Here is a 20,698-nt window from a genome sequence, read left to right as displayed (position 1 = left end):
CAATTGTGCTATCGCTGCGCCGACCTTACGCTCGTCTCCAACAAAAGACAAGGTAGGAGACACCGATGCTGCCGTTACTCGGGCTGGGCACGATCGTCGTGCTGCTGGCCGCGATTCTGTCGAAACGCATGTCGCCGCTCGTCGCGCTGATCATCGTGCCGATCGCGGCATCGCTGATCGGCGGCTTCGGGCTGCATACCAGCAAATTCGTGATCGACGGGCTGAAGGGCCTCGCGCCCGTGGTCGGGATGTTCGTGTTCGCGATCCTCTATTTCGGGACGATCACCGACGCCGGCACGCTCGACCCGATCATCGACCGCATCCTGCGCGCGGTCGGCACGCGGCCCACGCGGATCGTGATCGGCACGACGCTGCTCGCGCTGCTGATCCACCTCGACGGCTCGGGCGCCGTGTGCTTTCTCGTGACGATTCCCGCGGTGCTGCCGCTGTACGACCGGCTGAAGATGGACCGGCGCGTGCTGGCGGCCGCGGTGTCGATGGCCGCGGGGATCAACTTCCTGCCGTGGACGGGGCCGATGATCCGCGCGTCGGCGTCGCTGCACCTGCCGGTGTCGGCGCTGTTCAATCCGCTGATTCCGGTGCAGGCGATCGGGCTCGTGTTCGTGTTCGGCGTCGCCTACTGGCTCGGGCGGCGCGAGGAGAAGCGGCTCGGCCTCTCGCGCGACGATGCAACGATTCCGCTGCCGACACGCGAGCTGACGCCCGACGAGCAGGCGCTGCGCCGGCCGCACCTGTTCTGGTTCAACCTGGTGCTCACGCTCGTCGTGCTCGGCACGATGGTCGTGATGGGCGAGAAGATCCCGCCCGCGATCATGTTCATGGTCGGGCTGTGCATCGCGCTGATGGTGAACTACCCGGACGTCGACATGCAGCGCAAGCGCATCGACGCGCATGCGCGCGCGGCGTTGATGATGGCCGGCATCCTGCTCGCGGCCGGCGTGTTCACCGGTGTCATGCAGGGCAGCGGGATGCTGAAGGCGATGGCGCAGGCGGCGGTCGGCTTCGTGCCGCCGTCGATGGCCGGCCACATCCCGGTCGCGCTCGGTTTCGCGTCGATGCCGCTCAGCATGCTGTTCGATCCCGATTCGTTCTACTTCGGCGTGCTGCCGGTGATCGCGGAAGTGGCCGGGCAGCTCGGCGTGCCGGCCGTGCACGTGGGGCAAGCCGCGCTGCTCGGCCAGATGACGACCGGGTTTCCGGTCAGCCCGCTGACGCCCGCGACGTTCCTCGTCGTCGGCCTGTGCGGGATCGAGCTGGCCGAGCACCAGAAATTCACGTTCCCGCTGCTGTTCGGCGCGTCGATCGTGATGACGATCGCGTGCGTCGCGCTGGGCGTTTTTTGATTTTTTCCCCGGCGCGCGAGCGCCGGATCACGGTACCGACATGACAGCAAAGCCATCACACGAACGGCGCGTGCGCATCGGCGCGGGCGCCGGCTACTCGGGCGACCGGATCGAGCCCGCGGTCGAACTGGCCGAACACGGGCAGCTCGACTATCTCGTCTTCGAATGCCTCGCCGAGCGCACGATCGCGATCGCGCAGCAGGCCCGGCGCCAGGATCCGGCGCTCGGCTACGATCCGCTGCTCGATGCGCGCATGCACGCCGTGCTGCCGGTGGCGGCGCACCAGCGCGTGCGGATCGTGTCGAACATGGGCGCGGCGAACCCGCGCGCGGCCGCGCGGCGCACCGCGCGGATCGCGCAGTCGCTCGGCCTCGCGGGGCTGAAGGTCGCGGCGGTCGAAGGCGACGACGTGCTCGACGTGGTGCTGCGCGGCGCGTTCCGCTTCGAGGAGTCGGGCGACGAAGTCGCCGCGTATCGCGACCGCATCGTGTCCGCGAACGCGTATCTCGGCGCCGCGCCGATCGTCGACGCGCTGGCGGCCGGCGCGGACGTCGTGCTGACCGGGCGCGTCGCCGATCCGTCGCTGTTCGCCGCGCCGCTGATCCACGCGTTCGGCTGGCGGATGGACGACTGGGACACGCTTGGGGCCGCGACGGTCGTCGGCCATCTGCTCGAATGCGCGGGGCAGGTGACGGGCGGCTATTTCGCCGATCCCGGCTACCAGGACGTGCCGAATCTCGCGCGGCTCGGATTCCCGATCGGCGAGGTCGCGGCCGACGGCTCGGTCGTGATCACCAAGGTGCCGCACGCGGGCGGACGCGTGAGCGCGGCGACCTGCAAGGAACAGCTGCTGTACGAGATTCACGATCCGGCGCGCTACCTGCAGCCCGACGTCGTCGCGGATTTCACGCGGGTGGCCGTTGCGGAGGAGGCGCCGGACCGCGTGCGCGTGACGGGCGGGCGCGGCACCGCGCGCACCGGGACGCTGAAGGTGTCCGTCGCGTACGTCGACGGCCATATCGGCGAAGGGCAGATCTCGTACGGCGGGCCGGGCGCGCTGGAACGCGCGCGGCTCGCGCTCGACATCGTCCGCGAGCGGCTCGCGCTGACGGGCGTGGCCGCGACCGAATTGCGCTTCGACCTGATCGGCGTGGATGCGTTGTACGGCGACGCGACGCCGGCCGTGCGCGGCGAGCCGGCCGAAGTCCGCGTGCGGGTGGCCGGCCGTGCGGCGAGCGCCGCCGAGGCCGCGCGGATCGGCAACGAAGTCGAGACGCTTTATACGAACGGACCGGCCGGCGGCGGCGGCGCGTTCAAGTCGACGCGCGAGGTGATCGCCGTGCAGTCGGTGCTGCTGCCGCGCACGGCCGTGACGCCGTCGTTTTCTTTCGTGGAGGCCTGATGCAACTGCGTGAACTGGCGCATGCGCGCACCGGCGACAAGGGCAATACGCTGAACGTGTCGGTCATCTGCCGCGATCCGCGTCACTACGAACACCTGCGCGCGCATCTCGATGCACCGGCGGTGAAGGCGTGGCTCGCGGGCATCGTGCACGGCGACGTCGTGCGCTACGAGCTGCCGGCGCTTGCCGCGTTCATCTTCGTGCTGCGCGATGCGCTCGGCGGCGGCGTCACGCGTTCGCTCGCGCTCGATGCGCACGGCAAGTCGGTCAGCTCGGCGTTGCTGGCGATCGACGTGCCCGACCCGGCGTGACGACGTGACGGGGTGATGGAGTGCGCCGCCAGCGGGCCGCGCACGCCGTCACGTTCACGCTCACGGGATCAGCAGTTCGCGGCGTCCGTCCGCGTGCTCGATGCGTTCGCCCGCGATGTGCAGGCGCTGATCTGCCCGATAGTCGTAGACCGCGCGCGACGCGGCAACCTGGTCGAGATCGAGTTCGACCGTGTGGCGCGACTCGCCGTTGCCGGCTTCGAAGATCAGGTTGCCGAACGGATCGGCCGCGAGGCTGCCGCCCGCGAACACGACGGCGTGCGTGCCGGCGCCAACGCGGTTCGCGACGACCGCGAACACCTGGTTTTCCATCGCGCGGGCCGAGACCGACGTGCGGTGCACGTGACGGTACGGCTCCATGTTGCCGTCGGTGACGAGGATCAGTTGCGCGCCGAGCGCCGCGAGCGCGCGGCCGCTTTCCGGGAATTCGCTGTCGTAGCAGATCAGGAGGCCGATCCGCACGCCGCGCCATTCGACGGTCGCGTAGCGGTCGCCGGGCAGCACGACGCCGCGCTCGGACACCCACAGGTGGGTCTTCCGATAGCGCAGCGCGATGCCGTCCGGCGTGACGAACACGGTCGTGTTGTAGAAGCGCCCGCCGTCGTTCTCGATCAGCCCGACCACCACCGCGACGTTGCGCGCCCGCGCGGCCGCGATCACCGCGCCGACGCTCGGGCCGTCGAGCGGCTCGGCCACGCGCGCGAGATCGGACGGATCGAGAAAACCGGTGAGCTGCGCTTCCGGAAACATCACGATGTCGGTGCCGGGCGAGCAGGTCGCGATGGCGTCGAGCGTGCGCTGCAGGTTGTACGGTGTGTCGCCGTCGCGACCGGCGAGCTGGACGATGTCGAGCTTCAGTTTCATGGGCGGGTTCATGTCCCGTCGCGCGATGCGGCGGAAGAGTGAGGATGAGCGCTAGTATGCGCCGAACGCGCCGGCTTCCCATCCTGCTGACGCGTTACTCCGTCGGGGGTATTGAGTTCCGCGCAGGCCGCCGGAGACGGTGCGTCCGATAGGGCGTATAGCGCGTATCGATTCAGCCGCGAACGACAGGACGGGCCGTCGCGGCCGCCGCGCCGATCGTCACGTGGTGGTCTGCGCCGTCAGGAACAGCGAGAACAGCGCCGACTGCGAATGGATGTCGAGCTTCGCGTGGAAGTTGCGCCGGTTCACGACGTTGCGTCCATGTTGGGCCGGACTGGTGCGAGGCGCGCTTGCGATGCCGCGCCGGACGTGTACGCTACGGGCTCGCGGGCATCGGCCCGCGCGTGCGGCAGGGGCCGCGCGCATCGACCGGATCCAGGAATGAAGAACGAGATCGTCACGCCGGCCAGCGCGAATGGCGAGGCCGCGCGCCGCAGCCGGTTCACGGCCACGCTTGCCGGACTGTCCGCCGTCGCGGTGTTCACCGCGCTTGCCGCGGTCTCGCCTGTCCACGCCGCCGAGCCGGCGCATCCCGAGCGTCAGCTGCAACGGTTCATCCGGGATGGCTACGGCACGTGGCGTGCCGACCGCAAGGGCTGGCAGCCGGACGCGGGCGATTTCATCTACGCGTCGTGCGGAGCGCTGCGCGTCGCGACGCCCGACGGCCCGCGCACGCTGCTCGCGATGTGCGGCGAGACCGAGGACGCCGTGCAGAACGGAATGCCGGGAATGGATTCCGACGCGACGCCGGGCACGATCGACCTGTACGTGCTGAAGCCTTCGGCGGACGGCAACGGGCTCGAACCGGTGTTGAAGAAGACGGGCATCGCGTCCGGCAAGCGCGGTGAGCCGGGCACGGTGCGCATCCAGCGGCTGGGCGCGCATCTGTTCGGCTTCGAGATCGGCGAAGCAGATGCACGGCAAGGCTATGCGCAGAGCCTGCGCGCGATCTGGCTGCCGCACGGCGACGCGCTGGTGCTGGCGGCGGCGCGCATCAACGAGGCGCTCGACAATGCGGCGTCGACCGACTGCGCGAACGCGCCCGCGCGCTGCGAGGCACGCCGCTTCGAGATCGCGCCGGACATGACCGACACCGGCACCGTCTATCCGCTGATCGTGACCGAGACCGGCACGCGCGGCGACCACGCGATTCACGCACGCTACACGGTGAAATTCGACGCGGCGCGCGGCCGCTACATCGTGCCGAAGGCATTGCGCGAAGGGTATTGAACCGGTGCACCGGCACGGGCGGCGCCGCGCCGCCCGCGCCTTACACGTACAGATAGCGCACGAGGTGGAAGAACACCGGCGCCGCGAAGCAGATCGAGTCGACGCGATCGAGCATCCCGCCGTGGCCCGCGATCATCGAGCCCCAGTCCTTGGTGCCGAGCGAGCGCTTCACGGCCGACAGCACGAGGCCGCCGACGAAGCCCGCGATCACGATCGCGAGCGAGATCCCGAACGCCGCGCCGAAGCTGAACGGCGTCACGCGATACAGCGACGCGCCGCACAGCGTCGCGAGCAGGCCGCCGCCGACGAAGCCCTCGACCGTCTTCGACGGCGACAGGCGCGGCGCGATCTTGCGGCGCCCGCACAGCTTGCCGACCACGTACTGCAGCACGTCGCTGATCTGCACGACGAACAGGAAGAAGAACAGCAGCAGCGCGTTCTGCCCCGCGTAGCGCGGAATGTCGAGGATCAGCACGGCCGGCGCATGGCTCAGCCCGTACACGCATACCATCAGCGCCCAGTTGATCTTCGCGTTGCGGCTCAGGAATTCACGCGTGTCCTGCGTGAGCGCCGACACCAGCGACATCGCGAAGAACAGGTGCACCGGGACGAAGATCGAATACATCCCGTACCAGTTGATCCCGAGCAGCAGGTACTGCACCGGAATCGCGACGAAGAACGCAATGAAGAGCGTCGTGTGGTCGCTCGCGGTCGTCGGCGTGAGCGTGATGAACTCGCGCAGCGTCAGGTACGACAGCAGCGCGAACACCAGATACGTGACGTTGTTGCCGAGGCTGATCGCGATGACCATGATCGCGATCATCGCCCACCACGCACGGATGCGCTGGTTCAGGTTGACGATGGTCGCGCTCGCGCCGCCGCCGCGCGCGCCGAGGATCGCGCCGATCACGGTCGCGAGCACCAGCACGCCGGTGACGCCCGCGACCAGTTCCCAGAAGAGAGTTCGCATGAAGAGGTCCGGAAAAGGGAGAGGAGGGCGCGGCGTTCAGCCGGCCGGCCGCTGCGGCGGCGCGAGCGCGACGATCGCGTCGCGCATGCGGGCGAGGAAGATCGGCTTGTCCTCGCCGGCGCCGAGCGCGTCGTTCGCGCCGAAGTGCACCTTGCAGATCAGCGGCACGGGCCAGATCGCGCCCTTCGGCATGATGCGCTGCAGGTTCTCCAGATAGACCGGCGCGAGCGCGACGTTCGGAAACTCGGTCGCGAGGTGGAACAGCCCGCTCTTGAACGGCTGCGGCAGCACGTCGGCGCCGCGCGTGCCTTCCGGGAAGATGATGATCGAGTGGCCTTGCCGCAGTGCATCGCGCACCGGGTCCAGCGGGTCACCCCCGCTTTCGCGGTGACGGTCGATCAGCACGACGTTCAGCAGCTTCTGCGCGATGTGGCGCTTCAGGTCGCTGCTGTCCCAGTAGTCGCGGGCGGCGACGGGCCGCACGACCGCGCGCACGTCGCGCGGCAGCGCGGCGAGGATCGCGAGCGTGTCGATGTGGCTCGTATGGTTCGAGAAATAGATCTTCTGCGTCGGGGACGGCGGCGCCTGATGCCAGACCGGATACGCGCCGGCGACGAGCCGCACGATCGACAGCAGGAAATCGCGCTGCCAGACGTTCAGGATGTTCATCGGCGCCGCGCCTCCTGCATGCATGCCCGCGCGGCCGCGCATGCGCGGCGGGCGGAATCCCGGAATGCCGGCGCGGCAGGATGCGCGCCGGACGGCCATTGTTCAAGTTTTTTCAAATTCGTGGCTGCCTGTCGCAGGGCCGCGACGATCGGACGACGCGCCGGCGGAGGTTGCGTCGCGGCGAAGTCGCCGGTCGACGGCGTGATAATCGGCTGTTGCACGAGCGCCCGGTCACAGTTCGAATGGATTGCTGCGTTCACGGGCCAGCGGATTATCGCGAGTTTCCGTCAAAAACGCCAGATTGCCCGGCGCGGCCGACGCGCGTCGCGGCTTGACGCATCGGAGCCGCTCGGCGACGATGACGACCACCTGTCGAAAGCCGTCCGCCGGCGGTTGCGCCGCCCGGGGCATGGCGGCTGGAAACGTGTCCGAACGTGCCGAACCCATAAGACGATGAGCCTCTACGCACTCAAACCGAAATTCCAGAACCGTCTGCGTCCGTTCGCGGATTCGCTTGCCGAACGCGGCGTCACGGCCAACCAGGTCACGCTGTTCGCGGCCGGCGGCTCGATCGTCGTCGGCGCGCTCGCGGGGCTCGGCGTGTTCGCCCGCGTGCTGTTCCTGTTGATCCCGATCTGGCTGTTCGTGCGGATGGCGCTCAACGCGATCGACGGCATGCTCGCCCGCGAACACGGGCAGAAGAGCACGCTCGGCGCGTACCTGAACGAGCTCGGCGACATCGTGTCCGATGTCGCGCTCGTGCTGCCGTTCCTCGCGATTTCCGCGTTCGCGCCGGCAGACGTCTGGCTGTTCGCGCTGACGGCGGTCATCGTCGAATGCGCGGGGCTGATCGGCCCGCTCGCCGGCGCGACGCGCCGCTACGACGGCCCGTTCGGCAAGAGCGACCGCGCGCTCGCGCTCGGCGCGTTCGCGCTGTGGATCGGCTTCGGCCTGCCGGTCGGCAGCGTCGCCGCATGGCTGTGGCGCGTGCTGATCGTGCTGTCGATCGTGACGGTGGTGCGGCGCGTGCAGGCGGGCATCGCCGAAGCGGGCGGCTGACGGCCGTGGCAGGACCGGCGCCGGAGGGCGGCGCCGCATGATTCGAATAACGAAACGAGAGAGATCGCATGAGCGCACGCACGGCCCGCGAGGCCGACTTCATCACGCACGACGGCGAAACGCTGTTCTATCGTCACTGGCCCGCGACGGGCCCGCGCTGCCGCGGCGCGATCGTGCTGCTGCATCGCGGCCACGAACATTCGGCGCGCGTCGCGCACCTCGTCGACGAGCTCGACCTGCCGGACTTCGCGTTCTTCGCGTGGGATGCGCGCGGCCACGGCCGCTCGCCCGGCGCGCGCGGCTACAGCCCGAGCGTGGCCGCGTCGGTGCGCGACCTGCAGACCTTCGTCGAGCATGTCCGCGACACGCACGGCATCGCGATCGAGGAGACGGCCGTGATCGGGCAGAGCGTCGGCGCGGTGCTCGCGGCCACCTGGGTACACGATTACGCGCCGCCGATCCGCTGCCTCGTGGTCGCGTCGCCGGCGTTCCACATCAAGCTCTACGTGCCGTTCGCACGGCCCGGGCTGCGGCTGATGCACACGCTGCGCGGGCTGTTCTACGTGAACAGTTACGTGAAGCCGAAATTCCTCACGCACGATCCCGAACGGATCGCGAGCTATGCGGCCGATCCGCTGATCACGCGGCCGATCGCCGTCAACATGCTGCTCGACCTGCACGACACGGCGAAGCGGATCGTTGCCGATGCGGCCGCGATCACCGTGCCGACGCAGTTGCTGATCTCGGGCGCCGACTGGGTCGTGCAGCGCGGCCCGCAGGACCGCTTCTTCGAGCGGCTCGGGGCCGCGCGCAAGGAACGCATCGTGCTGCCGGGCTTTTATCACGACACGCTCGGCGAGCGTGACCGCGCGCAGGCGCTCGCGCCGCTGCGCACGTTCGTGCTGCGCGAGTTCGATACGCCGAGCCCGCGCGTGTCGCTCGCCGACGCCGACCGGCGCGGCGCGTTCCACGACGAATACGCGGCGCTCGGCCGGCCGCCCGCGAACCCGTTCGCGCGTGCTTACTGGGCGGTCACGCGGGCGGGGTTGAAGGCCGGCGGCGCGCTGTCGGACGGCATCGCGCTCGGGCTGCGGCTCGGCTTCGATTCGGGCTCGACGCTCGACTACGTGTACCGCAACCGCGCGCAGGGCCGGCTCGGCGTCGGCGCGCTGATCGACCGGACCTATCTCGATTCGCCGGGCTGGGTCGGCATCCGTCAGCGCAAGGTGCATCTGCAGGAGCTGATCGGCGCGGCGATCGGCCGGCTGCGCGGCCGCGGCGAACCGGTGCGGATCGTCGACATCGCGGCCGGGCACGGCCGCTACGTGCTCGACGCGATCGCGACGGCCGCCGAACGCGACGGCGCGGCGCCCGACGACATCACGCTGCGCGATTACAGCCCGCCGAACGTCGAGGCCGGGCGCGTGCTGATCGCGCAGCGCGGCCTCGAGCCGATCGCGCGCTTCGAGCGCGGCGATGCGTTCGACGAGGCGTCGCTCGCGACGCTCGAGCCGCGCCCGACGCTGGCGATCGTGTCGGGGCTGTATGAGCTGTTCGGCGAGAACGCGCTGATCGAGCGCTCGCTGCGCGGGCTCGCACAGGCGGTGCCGCCCGGCGGCTATCTCGTCTATACCGGGCAGCCGTGGCATCCGCAGCTCGAATTCATCGCGCGCGCGCTGAACAATCATCGCGGCGACGCGACCTGGGTGATGCGCCGCCGCTCGCAGGCCGAGATGGACGAGCTCGTCGCACGCGCGGGCTTTCGCAAGCTCGACCAGCGGATCGACGCGATGGGCATCTTCACGGTCAGCCTCGCGCAGCGGGTCGACGCGTCATGAGCGCGCTCGGCGGCGGCGCGGGCGGCAGTCTGGCCGAGCCGGCGGCCGGCGCGCGCGATGCGTCGTTCGCGTTGCGCGTCGGCTGGCTCGCGGCGATGGGCGCGGTGTTCTTCTCCACCTACGGCTTCGCGAACTGGCTCGCCGCCCGCCGCGTCGCGGTGCCGACCTTCGCGTTCGGCTGGGAACACGCGATTCCGTTCGTGCCGTGGACCATCGTGCCGTACTGGTCGATCGACCTGCTGTACGCGCTGTCGTTCTTCTTCTGGATCCGCCGCGACGATCTGCTCGATCACGTGAAGCGGCTGTTGACCGTGCAATTGGTGTCGGTCGCGTGCTTCATCGCGTGGCCGCTGCGCTTCGGCTTCGCGCGGCCCGATGCGGGCGGCGTGGCCGGCGCGCTGTTCACGCTGCTGATGGGGTTCGACAAGCCGTTCAACCAGGCGCCGTCGCTGCACATCGGCCTGCTCGTCGTGCTATGGGCCGTCTATGCGAGGCATCTGCGCGGCACGGCGGCGCGCATCGTGCTGCATGCGTGGTTCGCGGCGATCGGCGTGTCGGTGCTGACGACCTACCAGCATCACGCGATCGACGTGCCGACCGGTGCGGCCGTCGGCTGTCTCGCGCTGTTCCTGTTTCCGTTGCGTGACGCCGCGAGGCGGCGGCCGGGTGCGACCGGCTCGCCGTCCGCCGCCGGCCGCGCGCTCGCGCGCCGCTATGCGCTCGGCGCGGTATTGGTCGCGCTCGTGGCGCTTTCCTGCGTGGCGCGGGCGCCGGGCTGGGCGCTGGCGGCCGGGTGGGGTGCGCTGGCGCTCGCATGCGTCGCGTGGATCTACCGGCGCGGGGCGCCCGGCGCGTTCCAGAAGGACGACGCGGGCCGCTTCCCGGTGTTCATCCGCTGGCTGCTCGCGCCGACGATCGCCGGCGCGTTCGTCAATTCAAGGGTGTGGACGTTCCGCCAGCCGGCGCCGGTGCGGATCGACGCGCGCGTGTCGATCGGCCGTACGCCGACCACGCGCGACGTGCGGCGCCACGGCTTCACGGCGCTCGTCGACCTGACGGCCGAGATGCCGCGCTGGGCCGCGGCCGACGCGTCGTTCGCGTATGCGGCGGTGCCGCAGCTCGATCTCGTCGCGCCCACCGCCGCGCAGCTCGCGGCGGCCGTCGCGGCGCTCGAACGCCTGCATGCCGACGGGCGCGATGTGCTGGTCTGCTGCGCGCTCGGCTACGGGCGCAGCGTGTTGTGCGCGGCCGCGTGGCTCGCCGCGCGGCGGGGGCTCGGCGACGCGCGCGACGCGCTCGCGGCGGTACGGGCGGTGCGGCCGCGCGCGGTGTGGACGGACGACGGCGTGGCCGTGCTGCAGGACTGGATCGACCACCGCCGCGTGACGGGCGGGGCGTGATGCGCGACGCGTCCGCACCGTTCCGGATCGCCGTCGCGCGCGGCGCGCTCGATGCGGGCGCCTGGGCGATCGCGGCCGCGCTGGTCGCGGCAGGCGCGGGCTGGTGGATCGCGGCGGGCTGGGCGCCCGCGACGATCGCGCGCGTGCTGCTGGCCGCGATCAGCACCGGGTCGGGCGTTGCCGCGCTGTGGTACGCGGTGCGCATCGAGATCGACCGGCGGCTGTTCGCCGCGCTGGCGCACTCGGCGTCGGGCGGCGCGTCGGTCGACGACGGGCTGGCCGCGCTCGATCGCGCGCTTGCCGAGCTCGGCTGGATCGATGCAGGGAAGGCTGGCCGCGCGCTCGACGCGCGCGTGCGCGGCGCGGTCGGGTTGTGCCGTGCCGGTGTGCTGGTCGCGCTCGTGCAGTGGATCGCGGTCGGGGTGGCGATCGCGGCGCCGCGGATCGGTTAGCCGGGCGTGACCGGCCCGGCTGGCCGAACGGGGCCGGCGTCGCCCGTCACGCGTGGCCGGCCCGCTGCGTCCGCGCGCGCTTCACCTCGTACATCGCCTGGTCCGCATGCTCGATCAGCGCGTTCATGTCGGTGCCGTCGTCGGGCAGCATCGCGACGCCGACACTGACGCCGAGCCGCAGCGGATGCCCCTCGAACTCGAACGGTTCGCCGACCTGCCGGGCGAGCCGTGCACGTTGCGCGTCGACGTCGTCGCGGCTGCCGACGTTCGGCAGGATCACCGCGAACTCGTCGCCGCCCACCCGCGCGACCGTATCCGAGCGCCGCACGGCGCCCAGCATCCGCGTGGCGGCCTCGCGCAGCGCGGCGTCGCCCGCGCGGTGGCCGTGGCCGTCGTTGATCGGCTTGAGCCCGTCCATGTCGATGTTGAGGATGCCGAGCCGGCCGTTCGCGCGCAGCGCCGTGTGCATCGACTGGCGCAGGCGGTCGTAGAACAGCGCGCGGTTCGGCAGGCCGGTGAGCGCGTCGTGCGTCGCGCGCAGGTACAGCTCGTTCGCCTCGTTGCGCGCCGCGTGGAACATCGCGGCGGCGATCAGGTCGGCCGTGAGCCGCAGCGTGCCGGCATCGGCGGCCGAGAAGCCGTCGACGTCCGGCGACATCACCTTCAGCACGCCGACCGTCGTGTCCGCGTGGGTGAGCGGCATCACCAGCATCGAGCGCAGCCCGACGCGGCGGCAGGCATCGCGATCGACGCGCGGGTCGGTTTCCGAATCCATGCAGCGCAGCAATTCGCCGCGCGTCACGCACAGGCCCGACAGGCTGCCCGAGCGGCGCAGCCGCAGCCCGAGCATCCCGGCGGCGGAGCCCGACGCGGCGCGGTACACCATGTCGTCGCCTTCGGCGAATTCGACCGCCGCACCGCTCGCGCCCGTGAGTTGCGGCACCTGCTCGGTCACGTAAGTCATCACGCTGCCGAGGTCGAGGCCGAGTTTCGCGATCTCGGTCTGCGCGGCGATGATGCGCAGCAGCGTGGCGGGGGACGGAGTGGCGGTGTCGACGATTTGATCCAAGTCAGTTTTCCGTGAAGAAAGCCCGGCACGCGGCGCCGGCTTGCGGTAGCATACGCGCCGCTCACGCGGCAGCGCGTTCCGGGCGGCCCGCAAGGGGTCGCATCCGGTATCCGGACGGTTCGTCAGTGCGACGCTTCGCCGGTCCGGCAGCGTCGGCAGTATGCCGGTCGGTCCGGCCGGCAGCAACGGCGTAATTCTTGCCATTCAATCGCCGCGCGCAGCATTTTCGACTGTATTGAGTTGTTTTTCGCTCCGTCAGCACGAATCGGGGTGAGTTTTGTCCTGATTTTGAGATAGTGTGACGAATGTGCGAGCGCCAGTGCCAGGCGCGCACCGTCTGACGGACCGGCAGCAGAAATGCGCCACGTCGTTTCGATAAATGCATTCAGGCCAGACATTGAGGGGAAGCAGTGGGGATGTGCACTCACGGGCATAGCTGCTTTGCGCGCGTCGATCGCGGCGCGCTTGATCACCGGACGACCACGACGATGCGGAGCCGCGCATGAAGCCGGCCGCGTCGCTGTTCGTCCTGTCGCTCGCCACGTTCGGCGCGTTCCATGCGGCCGCGCTGTCGGCCGCGCCGATGCCGGCGGCGCCGGTGGCGGCCGCGGCGTCCGCCGCCAGTCCGGCCGGTCCGGCCACGCCGGCGCTCGCCGGCGGTGCGGCCGTGCCGTCGCTCGCGGCTGCGCCGAGCGCCGCCAGCGCGGCGTCCGCCGGCCTGCCGGCGACGACCGTGCACCTGCCGTTCGCGTCGCTCGGCGCGTTCGATCCGGTGCACCTGCGCGGCGCCGACGATGCGCGCACGATCCATGCGGGCGTGCGGCTCGACCGCGTGGTCACCGGCGCGCGGCTGCGCCTGACCTATGCGTATTCGCCGTCGCTCGTGTTCGCGATGTCGCACCTGAAGGTATCGGTGAACGACGAGGTGGTCGCGACCGTCCCGTTCGACGCGACGCGCGCGGGCCGCATGGTCACGCAGGAGATCCCGATCGATCCGCGCTACTTCTCCGATTTCAACCAGATCGGCCTGCGCCTGATCGCGCACTACTCGCTCGATCACTGCGAGGATCCGTCGAGCTCGGCGCTGTGGGCCGACGTGAGCCCGACCAGCGAACTGATCCTCGACGAGTCGCCGGTGCGCCTGCCGAACGATCTCGCGCTGCTGCCCGCGCCGTTCTTCGACCGGCGCGACAACGGGCTGCTGCGGCTGCCGTTCGTGCTGCCGGCGTCGCCCGACTCGGCGACGCTGCGCAGCGCCGGCGTGCTCGCGTCGTGGTTCGGCGCACAGGCCGACTACCGGCAGGCGCGCTTCCCGGTCGCGGCGACGCTGCCGGCCGGCGATCAGGCGGTGGTGGTCGGCACGGCCGCGACCTTGCCGGCCGGCCTCGCGCTACCGTCGGTCAACGGCCCGCTGCTCGCCGTCGCCGACAACCCGGCCGCGCCGGGCCGCAAGCTGCTGGTCGTGACGGGCCGCACGGCGGCCGAGGTCGACGATGCGGTCGCGGCGCTCGTGCTCGGCCGCGCCGCGTTGTCGGGCCCGGCGGCGACGGTCGCGCACGTCGATCTCGGCGCGCCGCGCAAGCCGTACGACGCCCCGCGCTGGCTGCCGGTGAACCGGCCGATCGCATTCCGCGAACTGGTGTCGGATCCGCGCGAACTCGAAGTGCGCGGCACGTCGCCGGACGCGATCCGGCTGAACCTGCGGGTGCCGGCCGATCTCCATTCGTGGAACGGCTCGGGCGTGCCGATCACGCTGCGCTACCGCTACACGGCGCCGACCGTGCAGGACAACTCGACGCTCGCCGTCGAGATCAACGAACAGCTCGTGAAGTCGTACCGGCTCGGGCCGGCCCATGCGGAAGACGCGCGCGGGCGCATGCAGCTGCCGCTGCTGTCGGTGCCGGAAGGGCGCGTGACGAGCGATGTCGACATTCCGGCGTTCCGCGTCGGCAGCGGCAACCAGCTGCAGTTCCGCTTCACGCTCGATTCGCAGAAGACGGGGCTCTGCTCGAGCACCGCGACCGAGCCGCAGCGTGCGGCGATCGATCCCGATTCGACGATCGACTTCTCGCACTTCGTCCACTACGCACAGTTGCCGAACCTCGCGTTCTTCGCGAACAGCGGCTTCCCGTTCACGCGCTTCGCCGACCTGTCGCAGACGGCGGTCGTGATCCCGGACCGGCCGTCGCCGCAGGAGCTGGAAGCCTATCTGACGATGCTCGGCCACATGGGGCAGTGGACCGGCTTCCCGGCGCTGCGCGTGCAGGTCGCGCGGCCCGGCGACGTCGCCGCGCTGGCGGGCCGCAAGGACCTGCTCGTGATCGACGGCTCGCCCGCATCGCCGCTGCTGTCGCACTGGCGCGCGGCGCTGCCGCTGTCGATCGACCAGCAGGCCGGCACGGGCGCGACGCGTGTCGCGTTCTCGGTGAAGGAGCGCTGGCGCAACGGCGTCGGCCTGGCCGACGGCGGCGCGCATATCGAACAGACGGGCGCGCTCGCCGCGCTCGCCGGGTTCGAGCTGCCGGGCAGCCACGGCCGCAGCGTCGTGGCGCTGACCGCGACCGACCAGGCGCGTCTGGCCGACCTGCTCGACGTCTTCGAGAAGCCGGGCCTCGTGTCGCAACTGCAGGGCGACCTCGCGCTGGTGCGGCCGGGGCAGGTCGACAGCCTGCGCGTCGGCGACCCGTACGTGGTCGGCTTCGTGCCGTGGTATGCGCGCGTCTGGACGCACGCGGCGCGGCACCCGGTGGTGCTCGGCGCGGTCGGCGTCGTCGCGGGGCTGCTGCTCGCGCTCGGCGTGTTCAGCGTGCTGCAGAGAATCGCCGCGCGCCGCCGGGGGATGTAACGGATGGCGTGGGCATTCGCAAGGCGACGGGCGACGCAGCCGGCGCGACGGGTCGGCACGACGCTCGTGCTGGCCGTCGCGGCGGCGTGCGCGGCGGCCGGGGCCGCCGGCCACGCGCAGGCGGCGCAAGGCGGCGCGACCGACGGGCGGTGCGGCGCGGCGTGGCCGCGCTGGGACGCGTTCAAGCGCGATTTCGTGTCGGCCGACGGCCGGGTGATCGACGTCGGCTCGGCGGATTCGCGCACGGTATCGGAGGGGCAGGCGTATGGACTGTTCTTCGCGCTCGTCGCGAACGACCGGCGCACGTTCGACACGATCCTCGCATGGACCGAGAACAACCTCGCGCAGGGCGACCTGAGCGCCCGCCTGCCGGCGTGGCTGTGGGGCCGTGCGCCGGACGGCGCGTGGCGCGTGCTCGACGCGAACGCGGCGTCGGATGCCGACCTGTGGATCGCGTACACGCTCGTCGAAGCCGGACGGCTGTGGCGCGAGCGCAGCTACACCGCGCGCGGCGCGCTGCTCGCCAAGCGCGTGCTCGACGACGAGACGGCCAGCGTGCCGGGCCTCGGCCTCACGCTGCTGCCCGGGCCGACCGGGTTCAAGCTGGCCGACGGTCAATGGCGCGTGAACCCGAGCTACTCGCCGCCGCAGGTGATTCGCGGGCTGGCCGCGCGCCTGCCCGACGATCGCCGCTGGGCCGCGCTCGCGGCCAGCACCGGCCGCGTGCTGCTCGACACCGCGCCGAAGGGTTTCTCGCCGGACTGGGCGCTGTATCGCGCCGGTGCAGGTTTCGGGCCCGATCCGCAGACCCGCGCGGAAAGTGCGTACAACGCGATCCGCGTGTACCTGTGGGCCGGCATGCTGGATCGCGCCGATCCGCTCGCCGCGCCGCTGCTCGCGCGTTTCGCGCCGTTCGCCGACCATATTGCCGCGCATGGCGCGCCGCCGGAGAAGGTCGACACGACGACCGGCGTCGCGGGGCCGAACGACGGCAACGGCGGCTTCTCGGCGGCGGCCGTGCCGTTCCTCGACGCGCGCGGCCAGGCTGCGCTCGCCGATGCGCAGGCGGCCCGCGTCGATACACTCGCGCGCCAGTCGGCGCCCGGCTACTACACGAGCGTGCTGACGCTGTTCGGCCTCGGCTGGCGCGACGGCCGTTACCGGTTCGGCGCGGACGGGACGCTCGACGCGCGCTGGGAGGGCCGTCCATGCGCGGCCCGATGAAGCGCACCGCACCGCGCGTCGCGAGGTTCGCGTGGCTTGCGTCGGCAGTCAGCGCGGTGGCGCCGGCCGCGGCAGCCGTGGCCGTCGCAACGCCGCCGAAGCCCGTCGCGCCGAAGGCCGTGGCGGCATCGACGCCGGCCACGGCCGATCTGTCCGACGCGCGGCGTCAGCTTGCGACCGCCCGCATGTGGGGCGCCAAGCATCGTGACGACCTCGCGCGTGACGCGCTGCGCAAGGGGCTCCTGATCGCGCCTGACGATCCCGAACTGCTCGCGGAGCAGATCCGCGTGCTGTTGCGGCTCGGCGACGCGCAAGGCGCGCAGGCCGCGCTGGCGCGCCTGCAGGCACGCGCGCCCGTGGCGCCCGACACACGGCGCGCGGCCGACGAATACCGCGTCGCGACGAGCGGCCGCGGCGAGATGGCGCAGATCCGCCTGCTCGCGCGCAGCGGCCGCACCGACGAGGCGGCCCGGCGGATCGTCGCGCTGTTTCCGAACGGCGCGCCGTCCGGCGCGCTGGGCGCCGAGTACTACCAGATCGTCGCGAATGCGCCGGGCGGCCGCGAGCCGGCGATCGCCGCGCTGCGCCGTGCGGTCGCGGCCGACCCGCAGGACGCGAGCGCGGCGCTGGCGCTCGCGCGGCTCCTGAACCAGCGCGAGAACACGCGCGCGGAAGCGAACCGGATCGCGTGGTCGCTCGCGAAGCGGGCCGACGCCGACCATACGGAAGCGATGGCCGTGTGGCGGCGCGTGCTGCAGTCCGCCGGCACCGATCCCGCGTATCTCGACGCGTTGCATGCGTATCTCGCGCTCGTGCCGGACGACACCGAATTCCGCGACCGCGTCGCCGCACTCGACCGGCAGCGCGACGCGCAGCGCCGGCTCGAACGCGATCCCGACTACCTTGCGCAGCAGCGCGGCTTGCAGGCGCTCGCGCGCGGTGACCTGACGGGCGCCGATCCGCTGCTCGCGCGCGCCGCGCAGGCGCGCGCCGGCGATGCCGATGCGCTCGGCGGGCTCGGCCTGCTGCGCCTGCGCGAAGGCCGGCACGACGAAGCGCGCGCGCTGTTCACGCGCGCCGCGGCGCTGTCGACCGACCAGCGCGGCAAGTGGCAGAGCCTCGCGCGTACCGCGCAATTCTGGGGGATGCTCGCGCAGGGTCGCGCGGCCGCGTCGGCCGGCCGGCCGCAGGATGCCGAGCGCGCGGCGCGCGCCGCGCTCGCGCTGCAGCCCGACAGCCCGGACGCGAAGCTGCAGCTCGCCGATGCGCTGCTCGCGCAGCGCGACTGGGCGCGCGCGGAGCCGTTGCTGCGCGAACTGCTGGCCGCGCGTTCGCCGAACCTGTCGGCGGTGCGCGGCACGGCGACGCTGTACGAAAACACCGGCCGCGCGGACCGCGTCGGCCCGCTGCTCGACGCGCTGCAGGGCCGCGTGACCGGCCGCGACGATCGCCGCGCGCTCGACGGGCTGCGCGCCGACGTGCTCGCGAGCGAGGCGCGCGCGCTGGCGGACAAGGGCGAACGCGGGCCGGCCGCGCAACGCTACGAAGCGGCCGTGCGCGCGGCGCCCGATGCGCCGTGGACGCGTTTCGCGCTGGCGCGGCTGTATCGCGACATGGGGCTGCCGCAGCTCGGCCGCACGGTGATGGACGACGGGCTCGCGCAAGGCGATACGCCCGAGATGCGCTATGCGACCGCGTTGTATCGCAACTCGCTCGACGACATCGCCGGCGCGCAGGCCGCGCTCGCGGGCGTCGACGACGCGCACCGCTCGGACGGCATGCGTGCGCTCGCGCGCAAGCTCGATGCGGAAAGCGCGCTGGCCGGCGCGCGCGGCGCGTTCGGCCGCGGCGATCGCGCGGCGTTCGCCGCGTCGCTCGCGCATGCGCAGGCAAGCGCGCCGGACGATCCCGACATGCTGGCCGCGGTCGGCGCGCAGTGGATCGACGCGGGCGAATCCGAGCGCGGCCTCGCGCCGTTGCGCGACTGGATCGCCGCGCATCCGCGCGAGGCCGATCCCGACGTGCGGCTGCGCTACGGCGACCTGCTCGGCAGCGCGGGGCGCGACGACGCGCTCGCCGCGTGGCTCGACGCGCTGCGCCGTGAACCGGCGCTGACGCCGGCACAGAACGCGCGGATCGAGGATCAGTCGCTGCGGCTCGTGCTGCGGCAGACCGACGACGCGATCGCGCGGCAGGACTATGCGCGCGCCCGCACGCTGCTCGATCGTGCGAGCCCGGCCGGCCGCGCGGACAAGCGCTACGCGCTCGAGCTGGCCGACCTCGAACGCGCACAGGGGCATGACGACGCCGCACGCGACGCGCTCGCGCCGGTCCTCGCGCGCACGCCGGACGATGCCGATACCCAGCTTGCGCTTGCGCGCATCGACGAGGACGGCGGCCATCGCGCGGCCGCGCTCGCACGTGTGCAGGCCGTGCTCGCGCGCACGCCGGACGACGACGTCGAGACGCGGCTGTCGGTCGTGCGCCGGCTGAACGCGCTGCGCCGCCCGGACGAAGCCGCGCAGGTGCTCGACCCGCTGCAGGCCGCGTATCCGGCGCGCGCCGACGTGACGGTCGCCGCCGGGCGCGTGGCCGAGGCGCAGGGCCGCTACGACGATGCCGCGTCGCTGTACCGGCTGTCGCTGTCGCAGGAACGCACGAGCGGCGTGAGCCCGGGCCGCGACGGCCGCACGCCCGCGCAGGCCGCGTTCGCGGATCTCGAACAGCGGCGCGACCCGGAGATCGAGATCGGCTGGCTGCCCGCGTACAAGTCGGGCGACGAAGGGATTTCCGCCTACCGTGCGCAGCAGGTGCCGATCTACGTGCAGGTGCCGGTGCGCTACGACGGGCATGCGTTCCTGCAGCTCGACACCGTGCATCTCGACGCCGGCACGCTCGATACGAGCGACCCGAACGCGTATTCGCTGAAGACCTTCGGCACCTACGGCGCGCTCAACGCGCTGGCCGCGTCGCCGGTCCAGTTGCCGTTGAATCAGCAGGCCGCCGCATTGATCGCGCATCCGCGGGGCGACCTGCACCAGCCGATGACGGGCGTCGCGCTCGGTGCCGGCTATCGCACGGATGCGTGGCGCGTCGATCTCGGCACGTCGCCGCTCGGCTTTCCGGTGCATTACCTGGTCGGCGGCGTGCGCTACCGCTTCGACGCGGGCCCGGCGAGCTTCACCGTGAACGCGTCGCGCCGGCCGGAGACGAGCAGCGTGCTGTCGTATGCGGGGATGCGCGATCCGTGGACCGGGGCGGTATGGGGCGGCGTGCGCCGCGACGGCGTGAACCTGCGCGCGGCGGTCGACGTCGGCCGCGTGAACCTGTTCGCGGAACTGGGCGCGGGCGTGCTGTCCGGCCGCAACGTCGAGCGCAACGCGGAAGTCACGCTGCGCTCGGGCTTCACGGTGCCCGTGTACGAACGCGCGACGATGAAAGTGAGCACGGGGCTCGTCGGCAACGCGTGGCACTACGCGCAGAACCTGCGTTACTACACGTACGGGCAGGGCGGTTACTACAGCCCGCAACGCTACCTGTCGCTCGGCGTGCCGATCGAGTGGGCGGGGCGGCGCGACGCGCTGTCGTGGGACCTGACCGTCACGGCCGGGATTTCGAACAGCTACGAAAAGGATTCGCTGTTCTACCCGACCTTCGCGGACCAGCGCGCCGCGCAGGCGGCGGCGGGGCTCGTCTACGCGGGCAGTTCGACGCGCGGCGTGTCGTTCTCGTATGGCGTGAACGGGATCGTCGAATACCGCGTGAATCCGCACCTGAGCGTCGGCGCGCAACTGCACGTCGACCGGTCGCACGACTATGCGCCGAGTTCGGCGCTCGTCTATCTGCGCTATGCGTTCGACGCGCGCGCGGAGCGCAGCTGGCTCGTCACGCCGACGCCGGTGCGGCTTTATTCGGATTACTAG

Annotated in this window: 16 protein-coding genes; 11 read left to right on the top strand and 5 right to left on the bottom strand. The window is 71.7% G+C overall.

Features of this window, described 5'->3' with window-relative positions; genetic code table 11:
- The first annotated feature begins 65 nt into the window (after positions 1-65).
- The 3 genes from U5771_RS17140 to U5771_RS17130 are packed head-to-tail and all read left to right on the top strand — an operon-like array spanning position 66 to position 3,077.
- Positions 66-1,364: a citrate:proton symporter gene (locus U5771_RS17140; protein ID WP_322025069.1), complete on the top strand. Its 1,299-nt coding sequence runs from the start codon at positions 66-68 to the stop codon at positions 1,362-1,364.
- Positions 1,365-1,404: 40 nt separating this feature from the next.
- Positions 1,405-2,766: an acyclic terpene utilization AtuA family protein gene (locus U5771_RS17135; RefSeq protein ID WP_322025068.1), complete on the top strand. Its 1,362-nt coding sequence runs from the start codon at positions 1,405-1,407 to the stop codon at positions 2,764-2,766.
- Positions 2,766-3,077 (top strand): hypothetical protein, encoded by a 312-nt coding sequence (locus U5771_RS17130; RefSeq protein ID WP_322025067.1) that lies wholly within the window; start codon positions 2,766-2,768, stop codon positions 3,075-3,077. Before U5771_RS17135 ends, U5771_RS17130 begins: the two co-directional genes overlap by 1 nt.
- A 60-nt stretch (positions 3,078-3,137) precedes the next feature.
- On the opposite strand, the gene U5771_RS17125 is transcribed toward U5771_RS17130, so the two are convergent.
- Complete coding sequence (locus tag U5771_RS17125; protein WP_322025066.1) at positions 3,138-3,959, bottom strand: carbon-nitrogen hydrolase family protein; 822 nt, start codon at positions 3,957-3,959, stop codon at positions 3,138-3,140.
- A gap of 441 nt (positions 3,960-4,400) precedes the next feature.
- On the opposite strand from U5771_RS17125, the gene U5771_RS17120 reads away from it, so the two are divergent.
- Positions 4,401-5,249: a topoisomerase IV gene (locus U5771_RS17120; RefSeq protein WP_322025065.1), complete on the top strand. Its 849-nt coding sequence runs from the start codon at positions 4,401-4,403 to the stop codon at positions 5,247-5,249.
- A 40-nt stretch (positions 5,250-5,289) separates the two neighbouring features.
- Here the strand turns inward: U5771_RS17120 and U5771_RS17115 are convergent, their stop codons facing one another.
- The 3 genes from U5771_RS17115 to U5771_RS17105 form a co-directional block, all read right to left on the bottom strand.
- Complete coding sequence (locus tag U5771_RS17115) at positions 5,290-6,219, bottom strand: phosphatidate cytidylyltransferase (RefSeq protein WP_322025064.1); 930 nt, start codon at positions 6,217-6,219, stop codon at positions 5,290-5,292.
- A 36-nt stretch (positions 6,220-6,255) separates the two neighbouring features.
- Entirely contained in the window at positions 6,256-6,888 is a 633-nt protein-coding gene (locus U5771_RS17110) for a lysophospholipid acyltransferase family protein (protein WP_322025063.1), read from the bottom strand.
- A 231-nt stretch (positions 6,889-7,119) separates the two neighbouring features.
- A complete protein-coding gene (locus U5771_RS17105; protein ID WP_322025062.1) occupies positions 7,120-7,257 on the bottom strand; it encodes a hypothetical protein in 138 nt (45 codons plus the stop codon).
- 84 nt (positions 7,258-7,341) lie between these two features.
- On the opposite strand from U5771_RS17105, the gene U5771_RS17100 reads away from it, so the two are divergent.
- From U5771_RS17100 to U5771_RS17085, 4 genes are all read left to right on the top strand, one after another.
- On the top strand, positions 7,342-7,947 hold the full coding sequence (locus tag U5771_RS17100) for a CDP-alcohol phosphatidyltransferase family protein (RefSeq protein WP_322025061.1): 606 nt from the start codon (positions 7,342-7,344) through the stop codon (positions 7,945-7,947).
- 68 nt (positions 7,948-8,015) lie between these two features.
- Positions 8,016-9,785, top strand: a complete 1,770-nt coding sequence (locus tag U5771_RS17095) for a bifunctional alpha/beta hydrolase/class I SAM-dependent methyltransferase (protein ID WP_322025060.1) — start codon at positions 8,016-8,018, stop codon at positions 9,783-9,785.
- Positions 9,782-11,185: a phosphatase PAP2/dual specificity phosphatase family protein gene (locus U5771_RS17090; protein WP_322025059.1), complete on the top strand. Its 1,404-nt coding sequence runs from the start codon at positions 9,782-9,784 to the stop codon at positions 11,183-11,185. Before U5771_RS17095 ends, U5771_RS17090 begins: the two co-directional genes overlap by 4 nt.
- Positions 11,185-11,637, top strand: coding sequence for a hypothetical protein (locus tag U5771_RS17085; protein WP_322025058.1), 453 nt, complete (start codon positions 11,185-11,187; stop codon positions 11,635-11,637). The genes U5771_RS17090 and U5771_RS17085 overlap by 1 nt, the downstream gene beginning before the upstream one ends.
- Positions 11,638-11,683: 46 nt before the next feature.
- Here the strand turns inward: U5771_RS17085 and U5771_RS17080 are convergent, their stop codons facing one another.
- Complete coding sequence (locus U5771_RS17080) at positions 11,684-12,706, bottom strand: diguanylate cyclase domain-containing protein (protein WP_415859408.1); 1,023 nt, start codon at positions 12,704-12,706, stop codon at positions 11,684-11,686.
- A 502-nt stretch (positions 12,707-13,208) separates the two neighbouring features.
- Between U5771_RS17080 and bcsB the strand changes: the two genes are divergently transcribed.
- From bcsB to U5771_RS17065, 3 genes are read left to right on the top strand one after another with little or no spacing between them, the layout of a single operon-like run.
- Positions 13,209-15,551, top strand: a complete 2,343-nt coding sequence (gene bcsB / locus U5771_RS17075; protein ID WP_322025056.1) for a cellulose biosynthesis cyclic di-GMP-binding regulatory protein BcsB — start codon at positions 13,209-13,211, stop codon at positions 15,549-15,551.
- 3 nt (positions 15,552-15,554) lie between these two features.
- The gene (gene bcsZ / locus U5771_RS17070; RefSeq protein WP_322025055.1) at positions 15,555-16,775 is read left to right on the top strand and encodes a cellulose synthase complex periplasmic endoglucanase BcsZ; all 1,221 of its coding nucleotides are present in this window, start codon (positions 15,555-15,557) and stop codon (positions 16,773-16,775) included.
- Complete coding sequence (locus U5771_RS17065; RefSeq protein ID WP_322025054.1) at positions 16,760-20,698, top strand: cellulose synthase subunit BcsC-related outer membrane protein; 3,939 nt, start codon at positions 16,760-16,762, stop codon at positions 20,696-20,698. Before bcsZ ends, U5771_RS17065 begins: the two co-directional genes overlap by 16 nt.

It is taken from the genome of Burkholderia sp. BCC1977, from assembly GCF_905339595.1.
GTDB lineage: Bacteria > Pseudomonadota > Gammaproteobacteria > Burkholderiales > Burkholderiaceae > Burkholderia.
The sequence above is the reverse complement of the archived record's forward strand: the minus strand, read 5'-3'. Positions and strand labels throughout refer to the sequence as shown.

What these genes read in the sequence shown, in the direction of transcription:
- U5771_RS17140 (WP_322025069.1), top strand. Translation starts at nt 66, where the DNA reads ATGCTGCCGTTACTCGGGCTGGGCACGATCGTCGTGCTGCTGGCCGCG.
- U5771_RS17135 (WP_322025068.1), top strand. Translation starts at nt 1,405, where the DNA reads ATGACAGCAAAGCCATCACACGAACGGCGCGTGCGCATCGGCGCGGGC.
- U5771_RS17130 (WP_322025067.1), top strand. Translation starts at nt 2,766, where the DNA reads ATGCAACTGCGTGAACTGGCGCATGCGCGCACCGGCGACAAGGGCAAT.
- U5771_RS17125 (WP_322025066.1), bottom strand. Translation starts at nt 3,959, where the DNA reads ATGAAACTGAAGCTCGACATCGTCCAGCTCGCCGGTCGCGACGGCGAC.
- U5771_RS17120 (WP_322025065.1), top strand. Translation starts at nt 4,401, where the DNA reads ATGAAGAACGAGATCGTCACGCCGGCCAGCGCGAATGGCGAGGCCGCG.
- U5771_RS17115 (WP_322025064.1), bottom strand. Translation starts at nt 6,219, where the DNA reads ATGCGAACTCTCTTCTGGGAACTGGTCGCGGGCGTCACCGGCGTGCTG.
- U5771_RS17110 (WP_322025063.1), bottom strand. Translation starts at nt 6,888, where the DNA reads ATGAACATCCTGAACGTCTGGCAGCGCGATTTCCTGCTGTCGATCGTG.
- U5771_RS17100 (WP_322025061.1), top strand. Translation starts at nt 7,342, where the DNA reads ATGAGCCTCTACGCACTCAAACCGAAATTCCAGAACCGTCTGCGTCCG.
- U5771_RS17095 (WP_322025060.1), top strand. Translation starts at nt 8,016, where the DNA reads ATGAGCGCACGCACGGCCCGCGAGGCCGACTTCATCACGCACGACGGC.
- U5771_RS17090 (WP_322025059.1), top strand. Translation starts at nt 9,782, where the DNA reads ATGAGCGCGCTCGGCGGCGGCGCGGGCGGCAGTCTGGCCGAGCCGGCG.
- U5771_RS17085 (WP_322025058.1), top strand. Translation starts at nt 11,185, where the DNA reads ATGCGCGACGCGTCCGCACCGTTCCGGATCGCCGTCGCGCGCGGCGCG.
- bcsB (WP_322025056.1), top strand. Translation starts at nt 13,209, where the DNA reads ATGAAGCCGGCCGCGTCGCTGTTCGTCCTGTCGCTCGCCACGTTCGGC.
- bcsZ (WP_322025055.1), top strand. Translation starts at nt 15,555, where the DNA reads ATGGCGTGGGCATTCGCAAGGCGACGGGCGACGCAGCCGGCGCGACGG.
- U5771_RS17065 (WP_322025054.1), top strand. Translation starts at nt 16,760, where the DNA reads ATGCGCGGCCCGATGAAGCGCACCGCACCGCGCGTCGCGAGGTTCGCG.